The organism is Streptomyces sp. NPDC052064, assembly GCF_055585925.1.
In genome coordinates this window covers 239,458-259,744 of sequence record NZ_JBVJJE010000013.1, presented here as the reverse complement: position 1 = coordinate 259,744, position 20,287 = coordinate 239,458, and the positions used below count along the sequence as shown (strand labels likewise).

Here is a 20,287-nt window from a genome sequence, read left to right as displayed (position 1 = left end):
GACCGGATGACGAGGAGAGATCCGTGAAGCGAGCCATACCCGTCCTCGTGCTGAGCGTCGCGGGGCTGATCCCGGTCTGGCGGTACGCGCCGTCACAAGACACGGGGTCGTCGTCCGCGACCGGGGCCGCCGCGCCCGCGTCGACACCCTCGGTCTCCTCGTCGGGCGGCACCACGACCGCGGTCGTGTCGGGCTCGACCATCGACACCGAGAAGGGCCCGGTGCAGGTCGAGGTCACGTTCGACGGCGACAGGATCGCCTCCGTGCGGATGCTCCAGCAGCCGAACCATCCGCAGACCACGGCCGCCGTACCCGAGCTGATCGAGGAGACGCTCCAGGCGCAGAGCGCCGACATCGACACGGTGTCCGGTGCCACGATCACCAGCGACGGCTACAAGGAGTCGCTCCAGGCCGCCATCGACGCGCGGGGCTGACGGCATGCGGCGCGTCGAGCACGTCATGGGGTTTCCGGTGTCGGTACGGATCGACGACGAGGGCTTCCCCGAGGCACCGGTGGACGGCTTCTTCGCCTGGCTGCGCGAGGTCGACGCGCGGTTCAGCCCGTTCCGGCCGGACAGCGAGGTGTCGCGGCTGGGCCGGGGGGAGGCGCGCGACCCCAGCCCGGCCCTCCGGGAGGTTCTCGATCTGTGCGAGGAGTACCGGATCGCGACCGGCGGCGCCTTCGACGTACGCCTGCCCGGCCGTGGTCTCGATCCCTGCGCCGTGGTGAAGGGCTGGTCGGTGCAGAAGGGGGCGGAGCTCCTGTCGGCGGCCGGCGCGCGGCGCTTCTGCCTCAACGCGGGTGGCGACGTGATCGCCTCAGGCGGCCCCTGGCGCGTCGGCGTACGCCACCCCGAACACGCCGACCGGCTCTGCACGGTCCTGGACCTCACGGACCGGGCCGTCGCGACCTCCGCCCGCTACGAGCGCGGCGACCACATCCTCGACGCCCGCACGGGCCGCCCGGCAACCGGCCTCCTCAGCATGACCGTCGTGGCCCCGACCCTGACCGAGGCGGACACGGTCGCGACGGCGGCGTTCGCCCTGGGCAAGGAGGGCGTCGAGTGGGCTGCCGCCCGCGAGCACTGCGAGGTGTTCGCGGTGGACGCGGACAGGCGCGTGCTGCGGAGTCCGGGGTTTCCGGTGACGGGGGCGGGATCCGCCGCGGCGTAGACGGGCGCCGCACCGCGCCCGACGGCACCCGGGCGGTCAGCTGTCCGGCAAGGCCTCCAGGAACCCCGTCGGCGGCACGAAGATGGCCGACGGGGTTCTCGGTGCCGTCGACGAAGCCGAGGACGTTGCGCGAGTCGAAGGAGGAGAACGCCTGTGTCTCGTCCCGCACGGTGATCGTGCCGTGCAGCCGCCGCATGAGCTCGGCGGCCAGCGCGAAGCACAGGTCGGTGCGGGCGGCCTTGAGGTGGAAGAACAGGTCGCCGGGGGGGCGGGGCGTGGTGCCGGGGCCCGGCCAGCTCGCGGAACGGGTGCAGCCTGCGGGCCGCGGGTCGCCGGACAGCCGGTCCCAGGCCCGGGATCCGATCCCGGCGACGCAGCCGAGACCGCCGTCGGGGCTGGGAAAACCGACGGACCGCACCAGGCCCGCGAGGGACCCCAGCACCTCCCGTACGACGGCTTCCCCCTCCGGAGTCGATCGTGGCGACGAGGAACATCGCGACCGACGCCGGCGGGTTCAGCACCGGCTGCGGCAGCGTCCCTCCCGAGGGCAGCGGTGACGTCATGGCTTCCCATCCTTCGGCCGGCCCACACGGCCCGCCCGCTCCCCTCCGGGGCGGCGCGGCCCACGCCCCTGACACGATGACCAACCAACAGGCGGCCGGAACTTTCCGGCGGAAGCGACGGTTGCTAGACCGGTTCCTCCAGCAGCACCTTCACGTCCCAGGGCCCGAGCGGCACCGCGTCGCCGTACACGGTCTCCGAGAGCGCGTCCCGCGGGGCGGTGGGCACCGGCACGGTCACCTCCTTCCACGACCAGTTGTGCAGGAAGCGCACGCGGCGGCCGTCCCGGGCGGTCGCCGAGGTGGCCGTGACACTCGGGTGTGCGGGGCACCAGGCGCCCTCGGGGGCGTACCGGTCGAACAGGGCCCGGGCGAAGACGGGATCGGGGACGGTACCGACGTAGGTGACGCGCCCGGCGCCGTGGCGGTGTGTGGTGACCGCGGGCCAGCGTCCGAAGTGCGGATGCACGTACGCCGCCAGCGTCTCGGCGCCCTGTGGCCGCAGCCCGTCCGCCCAGTACAGGGCGTGCGCGTCGGCCGGGAGGGCGAGGGAGTCCGTGCCGGTGACGGGCAGCGGGCCGCCCAGGTTGCTGAACTCGTCGTACGTCACCCCGGCCGCCTCGGCCAGCCCGCCCGGCTGGAGATCGGTCCGGGCCCTGGCCTCGGTGTCGCCGTAGCCGGTGCGGGGTCCGAGCACGAGATGGCCGCCGGCCTCGGCGTAGGCGCGGAGCCGGTCCAGGACGGAGTCGTCGGCGGCGTAGTAGGCGGGGACGACCAGGAGAGGCGGCAGATCGGCGTCCGGGAGCTGCCCGGGGTGCAGGACGCGCGCCTGGAGGCCCGCGTCGAAGGCACCGCGGTAGAAGGCGTCGAAGATCCTCTCGTACGACCGCCCGTCCGGGCCTCCGTCGGAACCGGCCAGCGGCGGCTGCCCCTGGAGCGCCCATTTGCTGGGCCCGTCGTAGAGGAAGGCGACGTCGGCGTCCGGGGTGAGGGACGCTGCGAGGTCACCGGCCTTCTCCAACTCCCCGCCCAGTGCGGCCAGTTCGCGGTAGACGCGGCCGGGGCGCCCGTTGTGCGGGAGGATGCCGCCCCAGTAGGTCTCGGTGCCGAAGTGCAGGGTGTGCCAGTGCCAGTACTCGATCATCGAGGCGCCGCGGGAGATCAGCGCCCAGGCCGCCTGCCGCCACTGACCGTCGTAGGCGGGGCGGTTGTCCCACGGCCCGCTGATGGCCTGCGCGTTGGTCTCGGTGACCAGGAACGGCTCCTGGCGGGAGGAGTACATGCGGTCGGCGCTGCGGCACAGCGCCCAGGTGCCGTTGGTCGTCCAGTCCTGCCCGGCGGCGCCGGTGTCGGGCAGGTCGAGGGCGTCCTGCATCGTGTAGTACGGGTTGCCCGCGGTGACGTCGAGGCGGTCGGTGAGCCGGTCGTCCTCGACGCCCTGCCGGTCGTAGGAGATGCAGGTCGTGACGAACTGGCCGGGCCGGGCGTACTCGCGGACGATGTCCGCCTGCCAGGCGATGAACTCGGTGGTGAGCCGGGCCTGGAAGCGCCGCCACGCCAGGTCGTACTGCGGCTGGGCGTTGCCGTCCGGGGCCCACAGGTCGGCCCAGGTGGACAGCCGGTGCGACCAGTAGACCAGGCCCCATTCGCGGTTCAGGGTCTCCACGTCGCCGTACTTCTCGCGCAGTTCGTCGGTGAAGCGCTGGAAGACGCCGTGGTTGTGGAAGAGGTGGAGGCCCGGTTCGTTGTCGACCTGGTAGCCGATGACCGCTGGGTGGCCGGCGTACCGTTCGATGATCCTGCGGATGATCCGCTCGGCGTGGAAGCGGAACGCCGGGTGGGTGAAGTCGACCTCCTGCCGGGCGCCCCAGCCCATGCGGGGAGCGCAGCAGGCCGGTTCGGCTCAGCTCGCGGTGCGGCGGATCCGGCCCGCGTACTTCTTCTCCAGCTCCAGGTTACCCTCGAAACCGCCGGGCACATTGGCCGAGACGTAGACAGGGGGACGCTCGCCGGCGGCGAGGAGCCTGCCGGCCGCCTCGGCGACCGTCATCTGGACCAGCATCACGCCGGTGAGCGTGGACAGGGCGCAGACCGAGCCGCCGCCGGGGAGTTCGAGCAGGGAGTCGCCGCGTGGGGCCGCGTTGTCGAGGACGACGTCGGCGATGTCGGCCAGCTTCCGGCCACTGGGATGGGCGGCGGGGACGGCCCGGGTGTGGGCGAGGGAGGTGAGGGCCAGGATGCGGTGGCCGTGTTCCTTGGCGTGCAGGGCCATCTCCACGATGACGTTGTTGACGCCGGAGTTGGAGATGACGACGAACAGGTCCTGGGGATTCGGGGCGGCCAGCTCGTAGAGCCGGGCGGCCACCCCGGCCCGGCGTTCGAGGAGCGGGTCGTCGAGGACGGCCGGGTCCTCACCGCCGTAGAGGACGAGGTCGGCGATGCTCAGCCGGTTGGTGGGGACCAGCCCGCCCGCACGGCCGGCGAGTTCGAGGACGAGGGCCTGCGAATGGCCCGTGCCGAAGGCCTGGACGACACCGTCCGCGCGTACGCAGTCGGCGACCAGGTCCGCGGCGGCTGCCACGTCGCCCCGGGCGGATTCGATGACGTGCTGGAGGACGGCGAGGCTCTCCCGCGCGAACCCCTGGGCGCTCACAGACTCGACGGACACGCGACACACTCCCCACTGATGGATTGAATCACCCTACACTTCTCCATCGATGAATCAATAAATCACAGGGCTTACCAGGGTTCAATCAGGCCTCGGCATTTCGGGTCCTGGTATTCAATCCGCGTCCCGAAGGGTGGCTGGTACCTTCTCCCCATGCCTCCCACGGACGTCACCACACTGATCCGTACCGAGCTGCCCCGGCTGGCGGGCTCCCTGCGGAAGGTCGGCGAGCTGATCCTGGAGGATCCGGCCGCCGTCACCCACTGCTCGGCCGCCGAGCTGGGCCGCCGCACCGGCACCTCCCAGGCGACGGTGACCCGTTTCTGCCGGGCCGTCGGGCTGGACTCCTACCAGCACCTGCTGATCGAACTGGCCCAGGAGCGCGGCCGGGGCGAGGTGTCCGACTGGGGGACCGCCGAGATCGGTCCCGACATCTCCCCGGACGACAACCTCGAACGGGTCGTCCAGGTCGTCGGCACGGCGGACCTGCGGGCCATCCAGCAGACCATCGACCGGATCGACCTCGACGCGCTCGAACGCGCGGCGCAGGCCCTGGCCCGCGCCCGGCGCATCGACGTCTACGGCGTCGGCGGCAGCGGCGCGGTGACCCAGGAGACGGAGACCCGGCTGTTCCGCATCGGCTGCTCGGTCCGCAGCTGGACCGAGGTGCACGCGGCCGCCACCTCCGCGGCCCTGCTCACCCCGGCGGACGTGGCCATCGGCATCTCCCACTCCGGGGCGACCCGCGAGACCCTCGAACCGTTCGAGATGGCCAAGGAACGCGGTGCCACCACGATCGCCCTGACCACCGATCCACGCTCCCCCCTGTCCCGGTCCGCCGACATCCGGCTCATCTCGTCCTCCTCGGAGACCAGTTTCCGGGCCGAGAGCATCAGCAGCCGGCACTCCGTCCTGATGCTCGTCGACTGCCTGTACGTCCGGGTCGCCCAGCTCACCTACCAGCGCGCGAGCGCGTCGCTGGCGCTGACCGACCACATCACCCCGCAGCACGCGGTGAAGTCCCGGCGAACCAGGTGACACGGCCGAGGGTGCATGGATGAACCACCAAGTTGACGTGAAGATGGTTGTTTGAATCACTCCTGCCGTGCAGGATGGGGCTCCCCCCAGAGCACTCGTAGGAGCCCCATGCGCGTCACCTCTGTCGAGTCGACCGAGCTCTTCACCGGGACCACCGAGCAGCCGCGCCAGGTGGTGGCCGTCGAACTGAGTCACACTCCGGGCCGGACCGTACGGCTCACCGTCGCGGGGCCGGGCCTCACCGGCACCACGGAGGCCACCGTCGGCGAGGACGGCACCGTACGCGCCGAGGTCTCCGTCACCGGCGAGGACCTGGCCCCCGGCGACCGCCGCGAGATCACGGTCACCGCGAGGGACGGCGACGAAGTCACCTCCCGCACCGGCGAGTTCACGGCGGCCGAACCCGGCTGGACCATGTTCATGGTCAGCCACTTCCACTACGACCCCGTCTGGTGGAACACCCAGGGCGCCTACACCGAGACCTGGGACGTCGCGGACGACCCGGCGACCAGCGGACTGCCCGCCCGCACCTTCGACTCGCGCGGCCAGTCCGGCATGAGCCTGGTCCGGGCCCACTGCGACCTGGCCCGCCGCGACCCGGCGTACACCTTCGTGCTCGCGGAGGTCGACTACCTCAAGCCCTACTGGGACGCCTTCCCGGAGGAGCGCGCCTTCCTGCGGCAGCTGATCCGCACCGGCCGGGTCGAGATCATGGGCGGCACCTACAACGAGCCCAACACCAACCTCACCGGCGCCGAGGCGACGATCCGCAACGCCCTGTACGGCGACGGCTTCCAGCGCGGAATCATCGGGGCGTCCCCGGAGACCGCCTGGCAGTTGGACGCCTTCGGGCACGACCCGCAGTTCCCGGGGCTGATGGCGGACGCGGGGGTCAGCTCCAGTTCGTGGGCGCGCGGGCCGTTCCACCAGTGGGGGCCGACGCTGTCGGTGTTCGGCGAGCAGCCGAGGGACCCGGGCCGGATGCAGTTCCCGGCCGAGTTCAGCTGGATAGCCCCGTCGGGACGCGGCCTGCTGACCGCGTACATGGTCAACCACTACGGCGCGGGCTGGGCGATCGACAACGCGCCCACCCTGCCGGAGGCGGAGGCCGCCGCGTACCAGCTCTTCCAGCGGCTCAAGCAGGTCGCCCTCACCCGCAACGTGCTGCTCCCGGTGGGCGGGGACTACGCGCCGCCGTGCCGCTGGGTCATGGACATCCACCGCGACTGGAACGCCCGGTACGTCTGGCCCCGCTTCATCAGCGCGATCCCCCGGGACTTCTTCGCCGCCGTCCGCGCGGAACTGGAGACGGAGGGCCGCAGGGCATCGCCCCAGACCCGTGACATGAACCCGATCTACACCGGCAAGGACGTCTCCTACATCGACACCAAGCAGGCCCAGCGGTACGGCGAGACCCTCCTCGCCGACGCCGAGGCCTGGGCGACGCTCGCCTCCCTCGTCACCGGCCACGCGTATCCGGACGCGGCCCTGGACAAGGCCTGGCGGCAACTCGTCTACGGCGCCCACCACGACGCCATCACCGGTTCGGAGTCGGACCAGGTCTACATCGACCTGATGACCGGCTGGCGTGAGCTGCACGACCTGGCCGTGAGCGTGCACGCCGACGCGACCCAGGTCCTGGCCGACCAGGTCGCCCACGGCGACGGCCCCGACCTGGTCGTGTTCAACTCCGCTACCTGGGCACGGCAGGACGTACTGACGGTCGACGACCCGGGACTCGTGCCCGAGGGACTCCCCGCGGTCCGCGAGGACGGCCGGCTCCACGTCGTCGTCCCGGAGGTGCCCGGCATGGGCCTCACCGCCCTCCCGCTCGTCGAGAAATCCGTCCCCGGGTGGGCGCCCGGCGAGGGCCTCACCATCCGCAACGAGTTCTACGAGGTGACGGTCGACCCGGCACGCGGCGGTGGCGTCAGCAGTCTGCGCGCACTGACCGAGGGCGGCCGGGAGCTGCTGCGCCCCGGTGACATCGGCAACGAGATCGTCGTCCAGGAGGAGTATCCGAGGCATCCGCGCTTCGGCGAGGGCCCCTGGCACCTCACCCCGACCGGCACGACCGCGGCCCGCGGCCGGGACGTGACCGCCGAGGTACGCGTCGAGCACTCCGACGCCGGTTCCCGTGTCACCGTCACCGCCGACCTCGGCCTCTTCCGCTACACCCAGCGGCTCACCCTGTGGCAGGGCGTCGACCGGCTCGACGCCACCACGACCGTCGACGGGTACGACGGCGCCGACCGGCTGATCCGGGTGCGCTGGCCCTCGGACGTACGGGGCGGGCTGCCCGTGCACGAGGTGGCGGACGCGGTGATCGGGCGCGGGTTCGGCTTCGTGGAAGTGGACAGCGAACGGTTCCCCTGGACCCTGGACAACCCCGCCAACACCTGGTTCGGCCTCGGCTCCACCGCCCGCGTCGCCGTCCACGACGACTCCGGCGTCCTCCTCGGGCACCGCTCGATCGGTGTCGCCGAACTCGTCTACCCCGACTGGGACATCGCGGGCGACCTCGGCACCCCGCTGGCGGCGGCCCTGGTCCGCGCCGGGGTCACGGCGACCTCGACGATCGCGGACGGCCCGCGCTACGGCGACCTGGAGGTCGACTCCAACCTCCCGGACCTCCGGATCGCCGTCGGCGGCCCCGGCCGCAACGCCGTGGTCGCCGAGGCGCTCGGCTGGGACCCGGCGGCCGGGCGGGAGCTGAGGCGTCAACTCGCCGAGCGGGGCGTGGCAGCCGTCTGGGTCGCGCCACGCGCCGGTCTGCGCGAGGAGTGGATCCCCGGTGCCGATCTGCGCGACCTGGAACGTCTGCCGCTGCTGGTGGTGGCGGGCGCCCGCCCCGAGGACGACGCCAAGGCGGTCGACGTGCTCATCGCCGACCTGGACGACTTCACGGTGAGCGCCACGGCCGCCGGCGGCGGCGAGGCTCTGCCGCCCGGCGACGCCTGGGACGGCCGCAGCTTCGCGATCCTCAACCGCGGCACGCCCGGCTGTGTGGTCACCGCCTCCGGCGACCTCTACATGTCCCTGATGCGCTCCTGCACCGGCTGGCCGTCCGGGATCTGGGTGGACCCACCGCGCCGCACCGCCCCCGACGGCTCGGCGTTCCAGCTCCAGCGCTGGTCGCACACCTTCGAGTACGCCGTCGTCGCGGGCCCGGGCGACTGGCGCGAACTGCGGCTGCCCCAGGCCGGCCACGCGTACAACCGTCCGCTGACGGCACGGCTGCGGCAGTCCTCCGGTGCCCTGCCCAGGAAGGCCACCCTGCTCGGTCTGGAGCCCGCCGGCGAGGTGCTGCTCGACGCGCTCAAGCCGCTCGGCTCCCCACTCGCCCGGGGCAGCGAGGCGCCCGTGGATCCGGGGCAGGGCCTCGTCGTCCGCGTGCACGAGGTCGACGGACGGCCGGTACGGGCCCGGGTGGCCGGGCCGGTGGCATGGGCGGCGGGCGCCCGCGCCGACGTCCTGGAGAGGCCCGGGGCGCCCCTCGCCCCGGAGGAGACCGGTGGCCTCGAAGCCGACCTGACCGGCTTCGAGGTCGCCACCCTCCTCGCCACGCCCGCCAGGCCGCCCCACCAGGCGTCCGGGCCCGGCATCGCCGCCCACGAGCCCGCCCAGCCCGTCGCCACCCGCTACTGGCTGCACAACTCCGGCCCCGCCCCACGCGGCAACATGCCGGTCGCCGTGTACCTCTCCCCCACCGCCCTCACCGCCGACGGCCCCGTCACCGCGACCGTCCGGGTCTCCTCGGAGCTCACCGACGCGCCGGTGTCGGGCACGGTGTCCTTCGACGTGCCGCCCGGCTGGAGCGCCGAGCCCGCCGAACTGCCGTACACACTCGGACCCGGCGGCTTCACCCTCACGGACATCACGGTGACACCCCCGCCGGACGCCGTCCCCGGCCGGCACTGGCTCGCCGCGCGGCTCTCCTACGGCGGCCAGACGTACGAGGACGCGGTGGCCCTGGACGTGCCGGGCGGGCACATCGGCCCGACCCTGGTGACAGAGCTGGGAGTCGAACGGCTGTCCGTGCGCCGGGGCGAACGGGCCCGGGTCCCCGTGACCCTGCGGAACCCCACGCGCGGCCCCGTCAACGGCACCCTGTGGGCCGTGTCCTCCTGGGGCACCTGGCCCGGGGTCACGCCAGGCTGCCAGGGCTTCTCCGTGCCCGGCGGGGAGCAACTGGAGTCCGCGATCGAGGTCGACGGCGACGCGATCCCACCGGGTTCGTACTGGGTGATGGCGAAGGTGGCCTGGCACGGATGCGTGGCGTACACGAGGGCCATCGAGCTGGAGGTGACGCCGTGACAGAGGAGTACGCGGCTCTTGTTCGGGACGATCCGATCCCGAAGCAGCACGTGGAAACCTTCCTGAGGACCAATGCCCCTAGGGGCGCGGGGAACTGCGCGACCAGCCACGACGACGCCGCCCAAGCACGACGACACCGCCAACAACGACGCTGGGCGACTCAGGTGGTCATCACCGATGAACTGGCCCGCCGCGCCTGCGCGGAACGGGGCCTCCCCCCACCGGACGACGTCCTGCCGATGCACCTGCTCACCATCCCGGAAACCGATGTCGCCGACCTGGGCAGCATCATCGCCGCAGCACTCGCCCACTCCCCCGCCGCCCGCACCCTGCTCGCCGGCCTGGAACGCGAGCAACACATCCCGGAGACGGCCGTACGGGACTACTACGACCGCAACACGGACCGCTTCCTCACACCCGAGGCGCTGAGGCGCGGTGTCGACCCGTTCAACACCGTGGAACCGTCGGACATCCACCCCTACGAGCACGTCCGCACCGGCATCGCACAGCAGCTGCGCCACGCCGCGGCCCGCCGCGCGTTCTTCGACTGGCTCGACCAGGCCCGAGCCGACGTCGTGTACGCCGACGGCCACGAACACCCCGGTGACCCCTCCCACCCGGACCACGAACACCGCCACTGATCGCCGCACGCAACCGAACAGCAACACGGCAAACCATTGACCTCCGATGAATTCTGGTCCACCTTTTCATCAATCGAAGTCCAACTTGGTGATTTGATCCAGCACGACTGGTCCCAGGAGGGCAGCAATGCACGCAAGAAGACTCACCGGATCCCTGACCTGCCTGGTCGTCCTGACGCTGACGGCCGCCGGCTGCGGCCTGTCCGGCGGCGGTTCCGGCGGCGGCGAGGCCACGGCCGGCGGCTGCAAGGTCGACAAGGGCAACGTCGGCTCCGGCAAGCTCTCCGGCGACGTCAAGGGAAAGATCACTTTCCAGACCACCAACCTGAAGAAGGACTTCGGGAAGTACTTCAACGGCGTCATCGACGCCTTCGAGCAGGCTCACCCCGGCACCAAGGTCAACTGGATCGACGACCCGGGCGACGCCACCTTCACCCAGCGCCTGGTCGCCGACGCGCAGGGCTGCACGCTGCCGGACGTGGTGAACATCAACGTCAACACGGCGGTGGCGCTGACGAAGAACGGCTATCTGCTGAACCTGGACGACAAGGCCCCGGAGGCGGGCAAGCCGTTCACGCCCGCGATGTGGAAGTCCAGCATGTACGCCGACGCGGACGGCAAGAAGGTGCACAGCGTGCTGCCCTGGTACTCCGGCGGCATCGTGCAGACCTTCAACACCGACCTGCTGAAGAAGGCGGGCCTGGACCCGGCGAAACCTCCGACGACCGTGCTCGGCCTGTTCGACGACGCGGAGAAGATAGCCAAGGCCTCCGACGGCAAGTACTACGCGTTCCTCGCCAACCCGCAGCTGCGCATCCCCGCCGACTGGCAGCAGATGGGCATCAAGGTCCTGTCCGAGGACGGCAAGAAGTTCACCTTCGCCGACGACCCGAAGACGGCCCGGTGGGTCGAGGCCATGACGAAGCTCTACAAGGCCGGCGGCATGCCGAGGGACTCCCTGTCCTCCACCCAGGACCCGGCCAACGTCTACGGCCAGGGCAAGCTGGTCTACGGCCCCACCAACCCCAACTTCCTGCGGTTCATCCAGCAGAACAACCCGAGCGTCTACAAGAAGACCGGCGTGGCCCCCTTCATGCTGGACGCCCTCGGTCACACCGTCGGCGCCCCGCAGTACATCGGCACCGCGGCCACCAGCAAGAACGCCTCCACGGCGCTGGCCTTCGCACAGTTCCTGACGAACGCCGAGAACCAGTTGGAGTGGGCCAAGGACCCGAACGTCGTCATCTTCCCGTCCACCACGGCCTCCCTGAACGACCCGTTCTTCCAGTCGGTCAAGGGCGACGACCCCTTCGCCGAGGCCCGCAAGATCGTCGCCAGTGACCGCAAGACCGCCACGGCCGACGAGATCGCGCTGACGCCCGGTGAGCTGAACGCCATCTCGGCCCAGATCCAGCTGGCCATGCAGGGCAAGAAGAGCGCCGAGGACGCTCTGAAGGAGGCGCAGTCCAAGGCGAACCAGCTGATCGAGCAGGGCAGCTGAGGATGACCCAACCGACCGTCCACGAGGCGCCCGTCCCCGTTCCCCCGGGTGCGGGCGCCCGACGCCCCGGCGCTTCCCCCGCGCCCGGCACGCCGGGGCCGCTGCGCCGCGCCCTTCGCTTCGTCATGCCCGGCCCGAGCGCCGACGCGGGGGGCGCGGCGCTCTACCGCCGCTGGTGGCTGCCCTGGCTGTGGATGACCCCGGCGATCGTCGGCGCGACCGTGTTCGGGGTGTTCCCGTTCCTCAACACGGTCGTCGTCTCCTTCACCGACGCCAAGCCGCTCGGCGGGGCGTACGACGTCGTCGGCCTGGAGAACTACCGCCGGATGCTGAGCGATCCGGACTTCTGGCTGGCCACCCGCAACAGCCTGCTGTACGCGCTGTTCGTCGTCCCGCTGATGGTGCTGCTGCCGCTGCTGCTCGCGATCCTGGTCGAGAAGAACCTGCCGGGCATCGGCTTCTTCCGCTCGGCGTTCTACACGCCGGTCCTCGCCTCCAGCGTGGTCGTCGGCCTGAGCTGGCAGTGGCTGCTGAGCGATCAGGGACTGGTCAACACCTGGCTCCAGAAGGCGCACATCATCCGCGAGGCCATCCCGTTCCTGTCCGACTCCTGGCTGATCCTGCTGTCGGCGATGGGCCTGACGCTGTGGAAGGGCCTCGGCTGGTACATGATCTTCTACCTGGCCGCCCTCGGTAACGTCCCCAGGGAACTGCACGAGGCGGCGGCCGTCGACGGGGCGGGCGCCGCGCGCCGGTTCTGGCACATCACCGTGCCCGGCGTCCGCCAGTCGATGATGCTGGTCGGCACCCTGACCGGCATCGGCTCCCTGCGGGTCTTCACCGAGATCTACATGCTCGGCGGTGCCACCGGCGGCCCCGGCGGCGCCGACCGCACGCTGCCCTTCTACATCCGCGACGTCGGCCTCGACCCGCTCACCGGCAACGCCGGCTACGGCGCTGCCGTCAGCGTCGCCCTGTTCGCACTCACCCTTGGCCTCACGCTGCTCGCCCAGCGCCTGACGAAGGAGGACGAGGCATGACGACCGCCGTCGAGAAGCGCCGACGTCTGATGCCCCGCTGGCGCGACTACGGCCGACCGCGGGAACTGGTCGTCCGCTACCTGCTGCTGGTGTTCGTCCTCTTCATCACGGTCGGCCCGCTGCTGTGGCAGCTGCTGTCGTCCCTCAAGGGCGCGGGCGAGGACGTCTTCGGCGCGGGTGCCTCCCTGATCCCCCACCACCCGTCGCTGCGGGCGTACCGGGAGGTCTTCGACCAGGTGCCGGTGTGGACGTACATCAGGAACAGCGTGTTCATCGCCCTGCTGTCCATCACCAGCCAGCTCGTCTTCTCCACCATGGCCGGCTACATGCTGTCCAAGCCCGGCTGGAAGGGCCGCAAGCTGGTCTGGATCGTGCTGCTGGCGTCCATGATGTTCCCCTTCGAGTCGATCATGGTGTCGCTGTTCCTCAGCGTCCGGGACATGGGCCTGGTCGACAACCTGGCCGGCGTCTGGCTGCCCGGTTTCGTCGCCGCGATCAACGTCCTCATCATGCGGGCCGCGTTCCTCGCCGTGCCGCGCGAGATCGAGGACGCGGCCATGCTGGACGGGGCGGGCGAGTGGAAACGCTTCCGGTACCTGTATCTGCCGTCCGCCTACGGCGCCATCCTCGTCGTCACCATCAACACCTTCATCAGCGCCTGGGACGACTTCCTGTGGCCGCTGATCGTGCTGCGCACCGAGGACCACTTCACGCTGACGCTGGGCCTGGCAAGGCTTCAGACCTCGTCCTTCGGCTACGACCAGCGGATGGTGATGGCGGGCTCGGTGATCTCGGTGATTCCGGTGCTGGTGCTGTTCGTCATCACGCAGCGGTGGTTCTACAAGGGGGTCTCCTCGGGAGCTGTGAAGCTCTGAGTCGGTACGGCGGTCATGGCGGCCCGCGCGGATTCGGCGACCCGGAACTCGACCACCGTGCCGGGCGGAACGGCGGCACCGAGGTCGGCGCCGAGCGGGAACACGACCGTGCGGGTCTCGCCCGGCGCCAGGTCGACAGCCCGGAAGCCATGCAGTTCCAGCGTGCGCGGCCAGACGGGGGTCCGCAGCCGGCGCAAGTAGAGCTGGGCGACGGAACGGCCACGGCGCCGGCCCGTGTTGGTGATGTCGGCCTCGACGGTGTGCCCTGACAGCCGCGGCGGGCCGTACGCGAAGCTCGTGTACGACAGCCCGTGCCCGAAGGAGTGGAGCGGCTCGGGGCTGTCGTCCACATAGCCGCCGTACTCGGTGTCCTTGTGGTTGTAGTAGACGGGGAGCTGTGCCGCGGAGCGGGGCACGGAGACCGGCAGACGGCCGGCGGGCTCGGCGAGGCCGAGCAGCACTTCGGCGATGGCCTCACCGCCCCACGGGCCGGGGTACCAGGCCGTGAGCAGCGCGGCCGCCGTGTCGGGCACGACGTGCGGCCGGCCCTGGATCAGCACGACCGCTGTCGGCGTCCCGGTCGCGACCACCGCGTCCAGGAGCGCGTACTGTGCGTCGCCCAGCCGCAGTCCGGCCAGATCGACGCCCTCGCCGCAGGTCATCTCGGACACGGCGGTGCGCGCGGCGCCGTTGGCGTCGAATCCGGTCCCGGCGGAACGCGCGCTGCTGCCGCCCAGCACCAGCACGGCGACATCGGAGACGGCGGCCTGGGCGATCGCCTCGGGGATGCCCGACAGGTCGCCGCCGGTGAGGGCGCACCCCCGGGCGTGGCGTATGTCGATGCCGGCCGGGGCGAGTTTCCGCAGCCCGTCGAGGACGCTGGTTCCGATGCCGGGCCGTTGCGGGGCGGTGTAGTCGCCCAGTTGGTGGGCGACGGTGTCGGAGTGCGGGCCCAGGACGGCGATACGGGAGACGGTCGCCGGGGATACGGGCAGCACGCCGTGGTCGTCGCGGAGGAGGGTGACGGCGGCGCGGGCGAGGGCGGTGCTCAGGTCGCGCCCGACGGCCGGGGGCGGCAACGGGCAGGTGCTGTAGGGCTGTTCGAACAGTCCCAGGCGGAATTTCAACCGCAGGACGCGCGCTACGGCCTCGTCGAGAGCCGCCTCACTCACCAGCCCCCGCTCGACCGCCGCCTCCAGATGCGTGAAGCCCTCGTCCCACAGGCTCAGATCCACACCGGAGTCGAGCGCGAGGGCTCCCGCGGAGACCTTGTCCCCGGTGATCCGGGCCAGCCGGTCCACGGCCAGTCCGTCCGCCATGACGAGACCCTGGAAACCCCAGCGTTCTCGGAGCAGTTCGTGGAGCAGGGCGCGGTTCCCGGAGCAGGGCAGCCCGTCCACCTCGTTGTACGCGGCCATGACGGCGGCGGCTCCGGCTCGGACCCCGGCGTGGGCGGCGGGGAGGTGGATCTCGTGCAGCTCCCGGAGCCCGAGTTCGGACTCGGCGGAGTTGCGGCCCCCGACGGTCGCGCCCTGCCCAGCGAAGTGCTTGAGGACGACGGGTGCCTTGTCGGCGGGGAAGTGCTCGGCGGGTGCGCCCTGCATGCCGCGCACCAACGCCTCCGTCAGCCGGGCGGCCAGGTACGGGTCCTCGCCGAAGCACTCCTCGGTCCGCCCCCAGCGCGGGTCGCGGGCGATGTCGAGGGCCGAGACCAGGGCGACATGCCCGCCACGGGCGCGCAGTTCGGCGGCGGCGTGGGCGGCGGCCCGCTCGTACAGCCCGGGGTCCCAGGTGGCGCCGACGGCCAGGTTGACGGGCAGGACGGTGCCGTCGAGGGCCATGTGGCCGTGCGGCACCTCTTCGACGAACAGGGCCGGGATGCCGAGCCGGCTGCGCTCGACGACGTGGCGCTGGACCAGGTGGGCCAGTTCGGCGCCGTCCGCCGCGCCGGATCCGGTGGCGTGGTCGACGCCGGACCAGGCGTCGGCGCGCAGCAGTCCGTACAGCGCGCCGAGTCCGGCGAAGCGCTCGGTCTCGGCGTACAGGGCGTCGGTGAGCTCGAAGCCGCCGTCGGGGGTGCGGCGGTAGGCGTCCCAGCCGTACATCCTCTGGTTGAGCTGGCCGGCCTTCTCGCGCAGGGTCATACGGGAGAGCAGGTCGCGGACGCGGGCGTCGAGCGGGGCGGTGGGGTCTCGGTACAGGGGCGTGCCCTGCCGGGTGGCGGTCACGTACGGCCGCCGTGGGCGAGGCGGGCCAGGGCGACGGCGCCCCGGCAGCCGTCGGGGACCCAGTCGAGGGTGAGGCCGAGGGCGTGGAGGCGGGCTTCGAGGCGGTCGGTGAGCGGCCCGTCGGGCCCGAGCAGTCCGCCGGTGGCGACCACCCGCTCCCCGGGGCTGGGGTCCAACGCCCGTACCGTCTCCGTGAGTTGATCTGCCGCCTCGTCGAGGATCGCCAGGGCGACCGGGTCCTGGTCGTCCCGGGCCGCCGCGACGACCAGGGGCGCGAGCCGGGCCAGGCGGATGGGGGCCTCGGCCATGACGGCGGGGAGCAGATACCTGCGGTAGGCCTCGCGGCGGGGGCGGGACCAGGGGGTGTGGTCGTGGGGCGGAAGGGGAGGCCGCCCCACGACCGGAGAACCGGCGACACCCCCGCCCGGGCCTCCGGCCACACCGGTCTGCCCCGGGCCCCCGGCCATGCCGGTCTGCGCGGGGGCTCCGCCCACTCCGGTCTGCCCCGGGCCTCCGGCCACTCCGGTCTGCGCCACCGGCGGCACCGCCTCGTGCCGCGTGGAACGCGACGCGCCCTCCGCAGATCCGGCAGCGCCGGTCGCGGCCCCGGCCACACCGGCCTCCCCCGGACCCGCCGACCGCCCGCCCGCAGCCCCGGCCCCTCCAGACTGCCCCTGCCCCGTCGGCCGTGCGCCCGCGGCGCTCGGCCCCGTCACCGGCGGCACCGCCTCATGCCGTCCGTCACGCGACGCACCCTCCGCAGCGCGCGGGACCACGTCAGGGGACAACCTCCGCACCGCGCCACCGGCCACGCCACCGGACGCCCCGCCGGGCAGCACGTCGCCCGGCACCCCGAGTTCACGCCCCACCGCCTCCGCCAGCGCGGTCGGCGCGCCCCTCCCGTCGGCCATGCGCAGCGCGGCCCGTACCGCCGCGCGGCCGATCCAGAAGCCGCTGCCGTCGTCGCCGAGGAGCCAGCCGTCGCCGTCCACGGTGGCGGTGCCGCGGCGGCCGGTGATGCGCAGGGCGACCGCGCCCGTGCCGGCCACCAGGGCGAGACCGTCGGCCGGGGTGCCCGGGGCGGAGGCGAAGGCCGCCTCGATGTCGCTGCCGATGACGGGCGGGCCGGCGTCGATGCCCAGCAGACGCAGGGCGGCGGTGAGGGCGGCCAGGGCGTTGCGCCGCCCCGGCTCGTCGGCGACGGCGCCGGTCGCGCCCGCGAAACCGCCGGCCACGGCCACGACCCGGTCACGGACCGGCTCCGGCACGGCCCGCCCGACGGCCTCGACGAGGTGCTCGGTGAGCTGCGGCACCGGCACGGTCAGGGCGTTGCCCGGCCCGGCGGCACCCTCGCCCACCGGACGCCCGTCGTCCGCCGCCGCCAGGACCGCCCGGGTCCGCGTGCCGCCCGCGTCGAGACCGACCACCAGGGACGAGGCGTCTTGACCACCCTGGTTCAATTCATTACTCATCGCCGACTATGGTGATTGATGCATTCACGCAGGGCAAGACCCGACCCGAGGAGGATCCCATCCCTACGCTCCGCTTCGGCGTCAACTACACGCCCCGCCGCGGCTGGTTCCACTCCTGGCACGACTTCGACCCGAAGCACGCCCGCGAGGACCTGGACCAGATCGCAGCCCTCGGCCTCGACCACGTCCGGGTCTTCCACCTCTGGCCGCTCCTCCAGCCCAACCGCACGCTCATCCGCACCGCCGCCGTGGACCAGCTGGCGCACCTGGTCGACCTTGCGGCCGAGGCCGGTCTCGACGTCCTGGTGGACGGCGTGCAGGGCCATCTGTCCAGCTTCGACTTCTACCCGGAGTGGACCCGCGGCTGGCACCACCGCAACGTCTTCACCGACCCGGAGGCCGTCGCCGCCCAGGCCGAGCTCATGCGGACCCTGGGCCGCGCCCTCGCCGGCCGCCCCAACCTCATCGGCCTCCAGCTCGGCAACGAGCTCAACAACCTGGTCGAGCACAACCCGGTGACCCCGGACGAGGTGGACCACTACCTCGACACCCTGCTGGCGGCCACCCGCGAGCACTTGCCCCGGGGCCGGCTCGCGACCCACTCCGCCTACGACGCGGCCTGGTACGGCGACGACCACCCCTTCACCCCTCAGGCCTCGGCCCGCAAGGGCGACGTCACCACCGTCCACCCCTGGGTGTTCTCCGGCGACTGCGCCCGCCGCTACGGCCCCCGCTCCCCGCAGGTGCTGCACCTCGCCGAGTACGGCACGGAACTCGCCAAGGCCTACGCCGAGGACCCGGCCCGCCCGGTCTGGGTCCAGGAGACGGGCGCCCCGGAACCGCACATCCCGGCGGCCGACGCGCCCGAGTTCGCCCGGGCGACCGTACGGAACGCGGCCGGGTGCGAGGGCCTGTGGGGCGTGACGTGGTGGTGCTCCCACGACGTGGACCGCTCGCTGGCCGACTACCCGGAACTGGAGTACACCCTGGGCCTGTTCGACGCGCGGGGCAGCGCCAAGCCGATCGCGACCGCCCTCGCGGAGACGGTCGCGGAGGTCCGCGCGGGGCACCACCCGGCCCACCCCCGCGACACGGCCCTGGTCCTGGACTGCACGCCGGCCACGCGTTCCGTCTCCGGCCCGGGAGGCACGTACTTCGACGCATGGATGGCCCTACGCACTGAGGGCGTCCGCCCGGCGGTGGTCCTGGCGGCCCGGGCGGACGACGCCGCGTACCTGGCGGCGCGCGGCATCAAGGAGGTCGTACGCGTGCCGTAGAGGCTCAGACGCCCGCCAGCACCTCGGCGACGGCCCGCAGATTCACCCGCCCCCGCCCGTAGGAGCACAGCGCGCCGCCCTCCGGCAGCCCGGTGTCGACCCGTACGGCATCGGGCCGCCCGGCCAGCAGGGCGGCGCGCAGCCGTTCCTGCCAGGGGTGCAGCCCGGCGTCACAGGTGGCGACGACCAGCGGGGCGTCGCCGGACGCGCCCAGGATCCCGTCCACGACCGCGGCGGGATCCGCCGGCTCCCCGGTGACCGCCGTCCCCGTGGCCGCGGGGTCGACGGCACGCACCTCGGTCAGCAGGCCCTCGCCGCCCCAGTTGAGCGCGGGGTGCGGCGGCGGGAACAGGTCGACGACATGGGCGCCGGGCACGGCCGGCGGCACCGGGCGGCTGCGGACAGCCCGGCGGGCCGCCTCCAGTCCGGCCGCCGCGTCCCAGCCACCGACCGTCCCGGCCGGAACCGCGTACCGCCCGGCGAGCCGCCGCACCCGCCCGGCGGCCTCCCACAGCCGCTCCTCGGGCAGCACCCCGGAGCGCAGCGCGTCGAGCACCGCGTCCCGGCAGGCCAGGGTGACCTCCAGGTCCGGCACGGCCACGACGACCTGGTCGGCACCCGCCGCGAGGGCGAGCCGCGCCCCGGCGGCCTCGCCGTAGCGATCGGCGATCGCCTTCATCTCCAGCGCGTCACTGACCAGGACGCCGTCGAAGTCCAGGTCGTGGCGGAGCAGATCGCCCAGGATGCGAGGGCTCAGCGTGGCGGGCCGCTCGGGGTCCAGCGCCGGGAACACGACATGCGCGCTCATGATCATCGGCACGCCCGCGTCGACGGCCGCCCGGAACGGTTCGAGGTCGGCCCGCAGTCCGTCGTACGGCCGCGGATCGACGGCGATGCCGTGATGGCTGTCGGTCTCGGTGCCGCCGTGGCCGGGGAAGTGCTTGGCGCAGGAGGCGATGCCGCGCGCCTCGGTGGCGGCTATCCAGGCGCGCAGGTGCCGGGCGGCGCGCGCGGGTTCGGCACCGAAGGAGCGGGTGCGCACGATCGGGTTGCGCGGGTGGTGCTGGAGGTCGGCGACGGGGGCGTAGGAGGCGGTGATGCCGAGCCTGGCCAGGTGCCCGGCGAGCGCGTCGGCGCAGCGGGCGGTGAGCGTCGGGTCGTCGGCGACGCCGAGGGCGAAGGAGCCGGGCACGTCCGGCGCGCCCGCGCCGACCAGGTGACCGATGCCGCCGCCCTCGTTGTCGATGGCCACGATCAGGTCGGGGCGCAGGGCCCGCAGCGCGTCCGTGAGCCGTCGCACCTGCTGCGCGTCGCGCACGTTCCGGGTGAAGAGGATGACCCCGCCGAGGCCCTGGTCGATGAGTCGCTTGAGGGTGTCGGGCACGGTCGTGGTGCCGGAGAAGCCGGCGACGAGGCAGCGGTGGGCGGCCTCGGCGAGGCCGGGAGGCAGGGGCGCGGAGTGGGTCACCTCGGGAATCCTGTGGCTCACCCAGCCAA

General features: G+C 72.7%; 14 protein-coding genes and 1 pseudogene. 9 read left to right on the top strand and 6 right to left on the bottom strand.

What is annotated here, in order from left to right; all coding sequences use genetic code 11:
• The first annotated feature begins 23 nt into the window (after nt 1–23).
• Nucleotides 24–434, top strand: a complete 411-nt coding sequence (locus ACZ6TU_RS31835) for an FMN-binding protein (protein ID WP_467669359.1) — start codon at nt 24–26, stop codon at nt 432–434.
• Between the two features lie 4 nt (nt 435–438).
• Complete coding sequence (locus ACZ6TU_RS31830; RefSeq protein WP_469552413.1) at nt 439–1,173, top strand: FAD:protein FMN transferase; 735 nt, start codon at nt 439–441, stop codon at nt 1,171–1,173.
• 205 nt (nt 1,174–1,378) lie between these two features.
• Here the strand turns inward: ACZ6TU_RS31830 and ACZ6TU_RS31825 are convergent.
• From ACZ6TU_RS31825 to ACZ6TU_RS31815, 3 genes and pseudogenes are all read right to left on the bottom strand, one after another.
• Nucleotides 1,379–1,591, bottom strand: a pseudogene (locus ACZ6TU_RS31825) (Dyp-type peroxidase domain-containing protein); the annotation flags it as partial.
• A 269-nt stretch (nt 1,592–1,860) separates the two neighbouring features.
• A complete protein-coding gene (locus ACZ6TU_RS31820) occupies nt 1,861–3,609 on the bottom strand; it encodes a beta-galactosidase (RefSeq protein WP_469552412.1) in 1,749 nt (582 codons plus the stop codon).
• A gap of 27 nt (nt 3,610–3,636) precedes the next feature.
• A complete protein-coding gene (locus tag ACZ6TU_RS31815) occupies nt 3,637–4,401 on the bottom strand; it encodes a sugar isomerase domain-containing protein (protein WP_467669353.1) in 765 nt (254 codons plus the stop codon).
• A gap of 153 nt (nt 4,402–4,554) precedes the next feature.
• Between ACZ6TU_RS31815 and ACZ6TU_RS31810 the strand changes: the two genes are divergently transcribed.
• The 6 genes from ACZ6TU_RS31810 to ACZ6TU_RS31785 all read left to right on the top strand — a co-directional run bounded on the left by ACZ6TU_RS31810 (nt 4,555) and on the right by ACZ6TU_RS31785 (nt 13,813).
• Nucleotides 4,555–5,439 (top strand): MurR/RpiR family transcriptional regulator, encoded by an 885-nt coding sequence (locus tag ACZ6TU_RS31810; protein WP_467669351.1) that lies wholly within the window; start codon nt 4,555–4,557, stop codon nt 5,437–5,439.
• A 108-nt stretch (nt 5,440–5,547) separates the two neighbouring features.
• Nucleotides 5,548–9,756, top strand: coding sequence for a glycoside hydrolase family 38 N-terminal domain-containing protein (locus tag ACZ6TU_RS31805; RefSeq protein WP_469552409.1), 4,209 nt, complete (start codon nt 5,548–5,550; stop codon nt 9,754–9,756).
• Complete coding sequence (locus ACZ6TU_RS31800) at nt 9,711–10,397, top strand: peptidyl-prolyl cis-trans isomerase (RefSeq protein ID WP_469552407.1); 687 nt, start codon at nt 9,711–9,713, stop codon at nt 10,395–10,397. The genes ACZ6TU_RS31805 and ACZ6TU_RS31800 overlap by 46 nt, the downstream gene beginning before the upstream one ends.
• Before the next feature lie 127 nt (nt 10,398–10,524).
• A complete protein-coding gene (locus ACZ6TU_RS31795; RefSeq protein WP_469552405.1) occupies nt 10,525–11,898 on the top strand; it encodes an ABC transporter substrate-binding protein in 1,374 nt (457 codons plus the stop codon).
• A gap of 125 nt (nt 11,899–12,023) precedes the next feature.
• Nucleotides 12,024–12,938 (top strand): carbohydrate ABC transporter permease, encoded by a 915-nt coding sequence (locus ACZ6TU_RS31790; protein ID WP_467670281.1) that lies wholly within the window; start codon nt 12,024–12,026, stop codon nt 12,936–12,938.
• A complete protein-coding gene (locus ACZ6TU_RS31785; protein WP_467669343.1) occupies nt 12,935–13,813 on the top strand; it encodes a carbohydrate ABC transporter permease in 879 nt (292 codons plus the stop codon). Before ACZ6TU_RS31790 ends, ACZ6TU_RS31785 begins: the two co-directional genes overlap by 4 nt.
• Here the strand turns inward: ACZ6TU_RS31785 and ACZ6TU_RS31780 are convergent.
• Both ACZ6TU_RS31780 and ACZ6TU_RS31775 read right to left on the bottom strand, forming a co-directional pair.
• Complete coding sequence (locus ACZ6TU_RS31780) at nt 13,777–15,957, bottom strand: glycoside hydrolase family 3 N-terminal domain-containing protein (protein ID WP_469552465.1); 2,181 nt, start codon at nt 15,955–15,957, stop codon at nt 13,777–13,779. The two genes, ACZ6TU_RS31785 and ACZ6TU_RS31780, sit on opposite strands and share 37 nt — an antisense overlap.
• Before the next feature lie 80 nt (nt 15,958–16,037).
• The gene (locus tag ACZ6TU_RS31775) at nt 16,038–17,513 is read right to left on the bottom strand and encodes a BadF/BadG/BcrA/BcrD ATPase family protein (protein ID WP_469552403.1); all 1,476 of its coding nucleotides are present in this window, start codon (nt 17,511–17,513) and stop codon (nt 16,038–16,040) included.
• An 8-nt stretch (nt 17,514–17,521) separates the two neighbouring features.
• Here ACZ6TU_RS31775 and ACZ6TU_RS31770 point away from each other — a divergent pair, with 8 nt between their 5' ends.
• Nucleotides 17,522–18,790, top strand: coding sequence for a glycoside hydrolase 5 family protein (locus ACZ6TU_RS31770; protein ID WP_467669339.1), 1,269 nt, complete (start codon nt 17,522–17,524; stop codon nt 18,788–18,790).
• Nucleotides 18,791–18,794: 4 nt separating this feature from the next.
• On the opposite strand, the gene ACZ6TU_RS31765 is transcribed toward ACZ6TU_RS31770, so the two are convergent.
• Nucleotides 18,795–20,258 carry a glycoside hydrolase family 3 N-terminal domain-containing protein gene (locus ACZ6TU_RS31765; protein WP_467669337.1) on the bottom strand — a complete coding sequence of 488 codons (1,464 nt, stop codon included), beginning with the start codon at nt 20,256–20,258 and terminating at the stop codon, nt 18,795–18,797.
• Between the last annotated feature and the right edge of the window lie 29 nt (nt 20,259–20,287).

What these genes read in the sequence shown, in the direction of transcription:
- ACZ6TU_RS31830 (WP_469552413.1), top strand. Translation starts at nt 439, where the DNA reads ATGCGGCGCGTCGAGCACGTCATGGGGTTTCCGGTGTCGGTACGGATC.
- ACZ6TU_RS31820 (WP_469552412.1), bottom strand. Translation starts at nt 3,609, where the DNA reads ATGGGCTGGGGCGCCCGGCAGGAGGTCGACTTCACCCACCCGGCGTTC.
- ACZ6TU_RS31810 (WP_467669351.1), top strand. Translation starts at nt 4,555, where the DNA reads ATGCCTCCCACGGACGTCACCACACTGATCCGTACCGAGCTGCCCCGG.
- ACZ6TU_RS31805 (WP_469552409.1), top strand. Translation starts at nt 5,548, where the DNA reads ATGCGCGTCACCTCTGTCGAGTCGACCGAGCTCTTCACCGGGACCACC.
- ACZ6TU_RS31800 (WP_469552407.1), top strand. Translation starts at nt 9,711, where the DNA reads ATGCGTGGCGTACACGAGGGCCATCGAGCTGGAGGTGACGCCGTGACA.
- ACZ6TU_RS31795 (WP_469552405.1), top strand. Translation starts at nt 10,525, where the DNA reads ATGCACGCAAGAAGACTCACCGGATCCCTGACCTGCCTGGTCGTCCTG.
- ACZ6TU_RS31790 (WP_467670281.1), top strand. Translation starts at nt 12,024, where the DNA reads ATGCCCGGCCCGAGCGCCGACGCGGGGGGCGCGGCGCTCTACCGCCGC.
- ACZ6TU_RS31785 (WP_467669343.1), top strand. Translation starts at nt 12,935, where the DNA reads ATGACGACCGCCGTCGAGAAGCGCCGACGTCTGATGCCCCGCTGGCGC.
- ACZ6TU_RS31780 (WP_469552465.1), bottom strand. Translation starts at nt 15,957, where the DNA reads ATGACCCTGCGCGAGAAGGCCGGCCAGCTCAACCAGAGGATGTACGGC.
- ACZ6TU_RS31775 (WP_469552403.1), bottom strand. Translation starts at nt 17,513, where the DNA reads ATGAGTAATGAATTGAACCAGGGTGGTCAAGACGCCTCGTCCCTGGTG.
- ACZ6TU_RS31770 (WP_467669339.1), top strand. Translation starts at nt 17,522, where the DNA reads ATGGTGATTGATGCATTCACGCAGGGCAAGACCCGACCCGAGGAGGAT.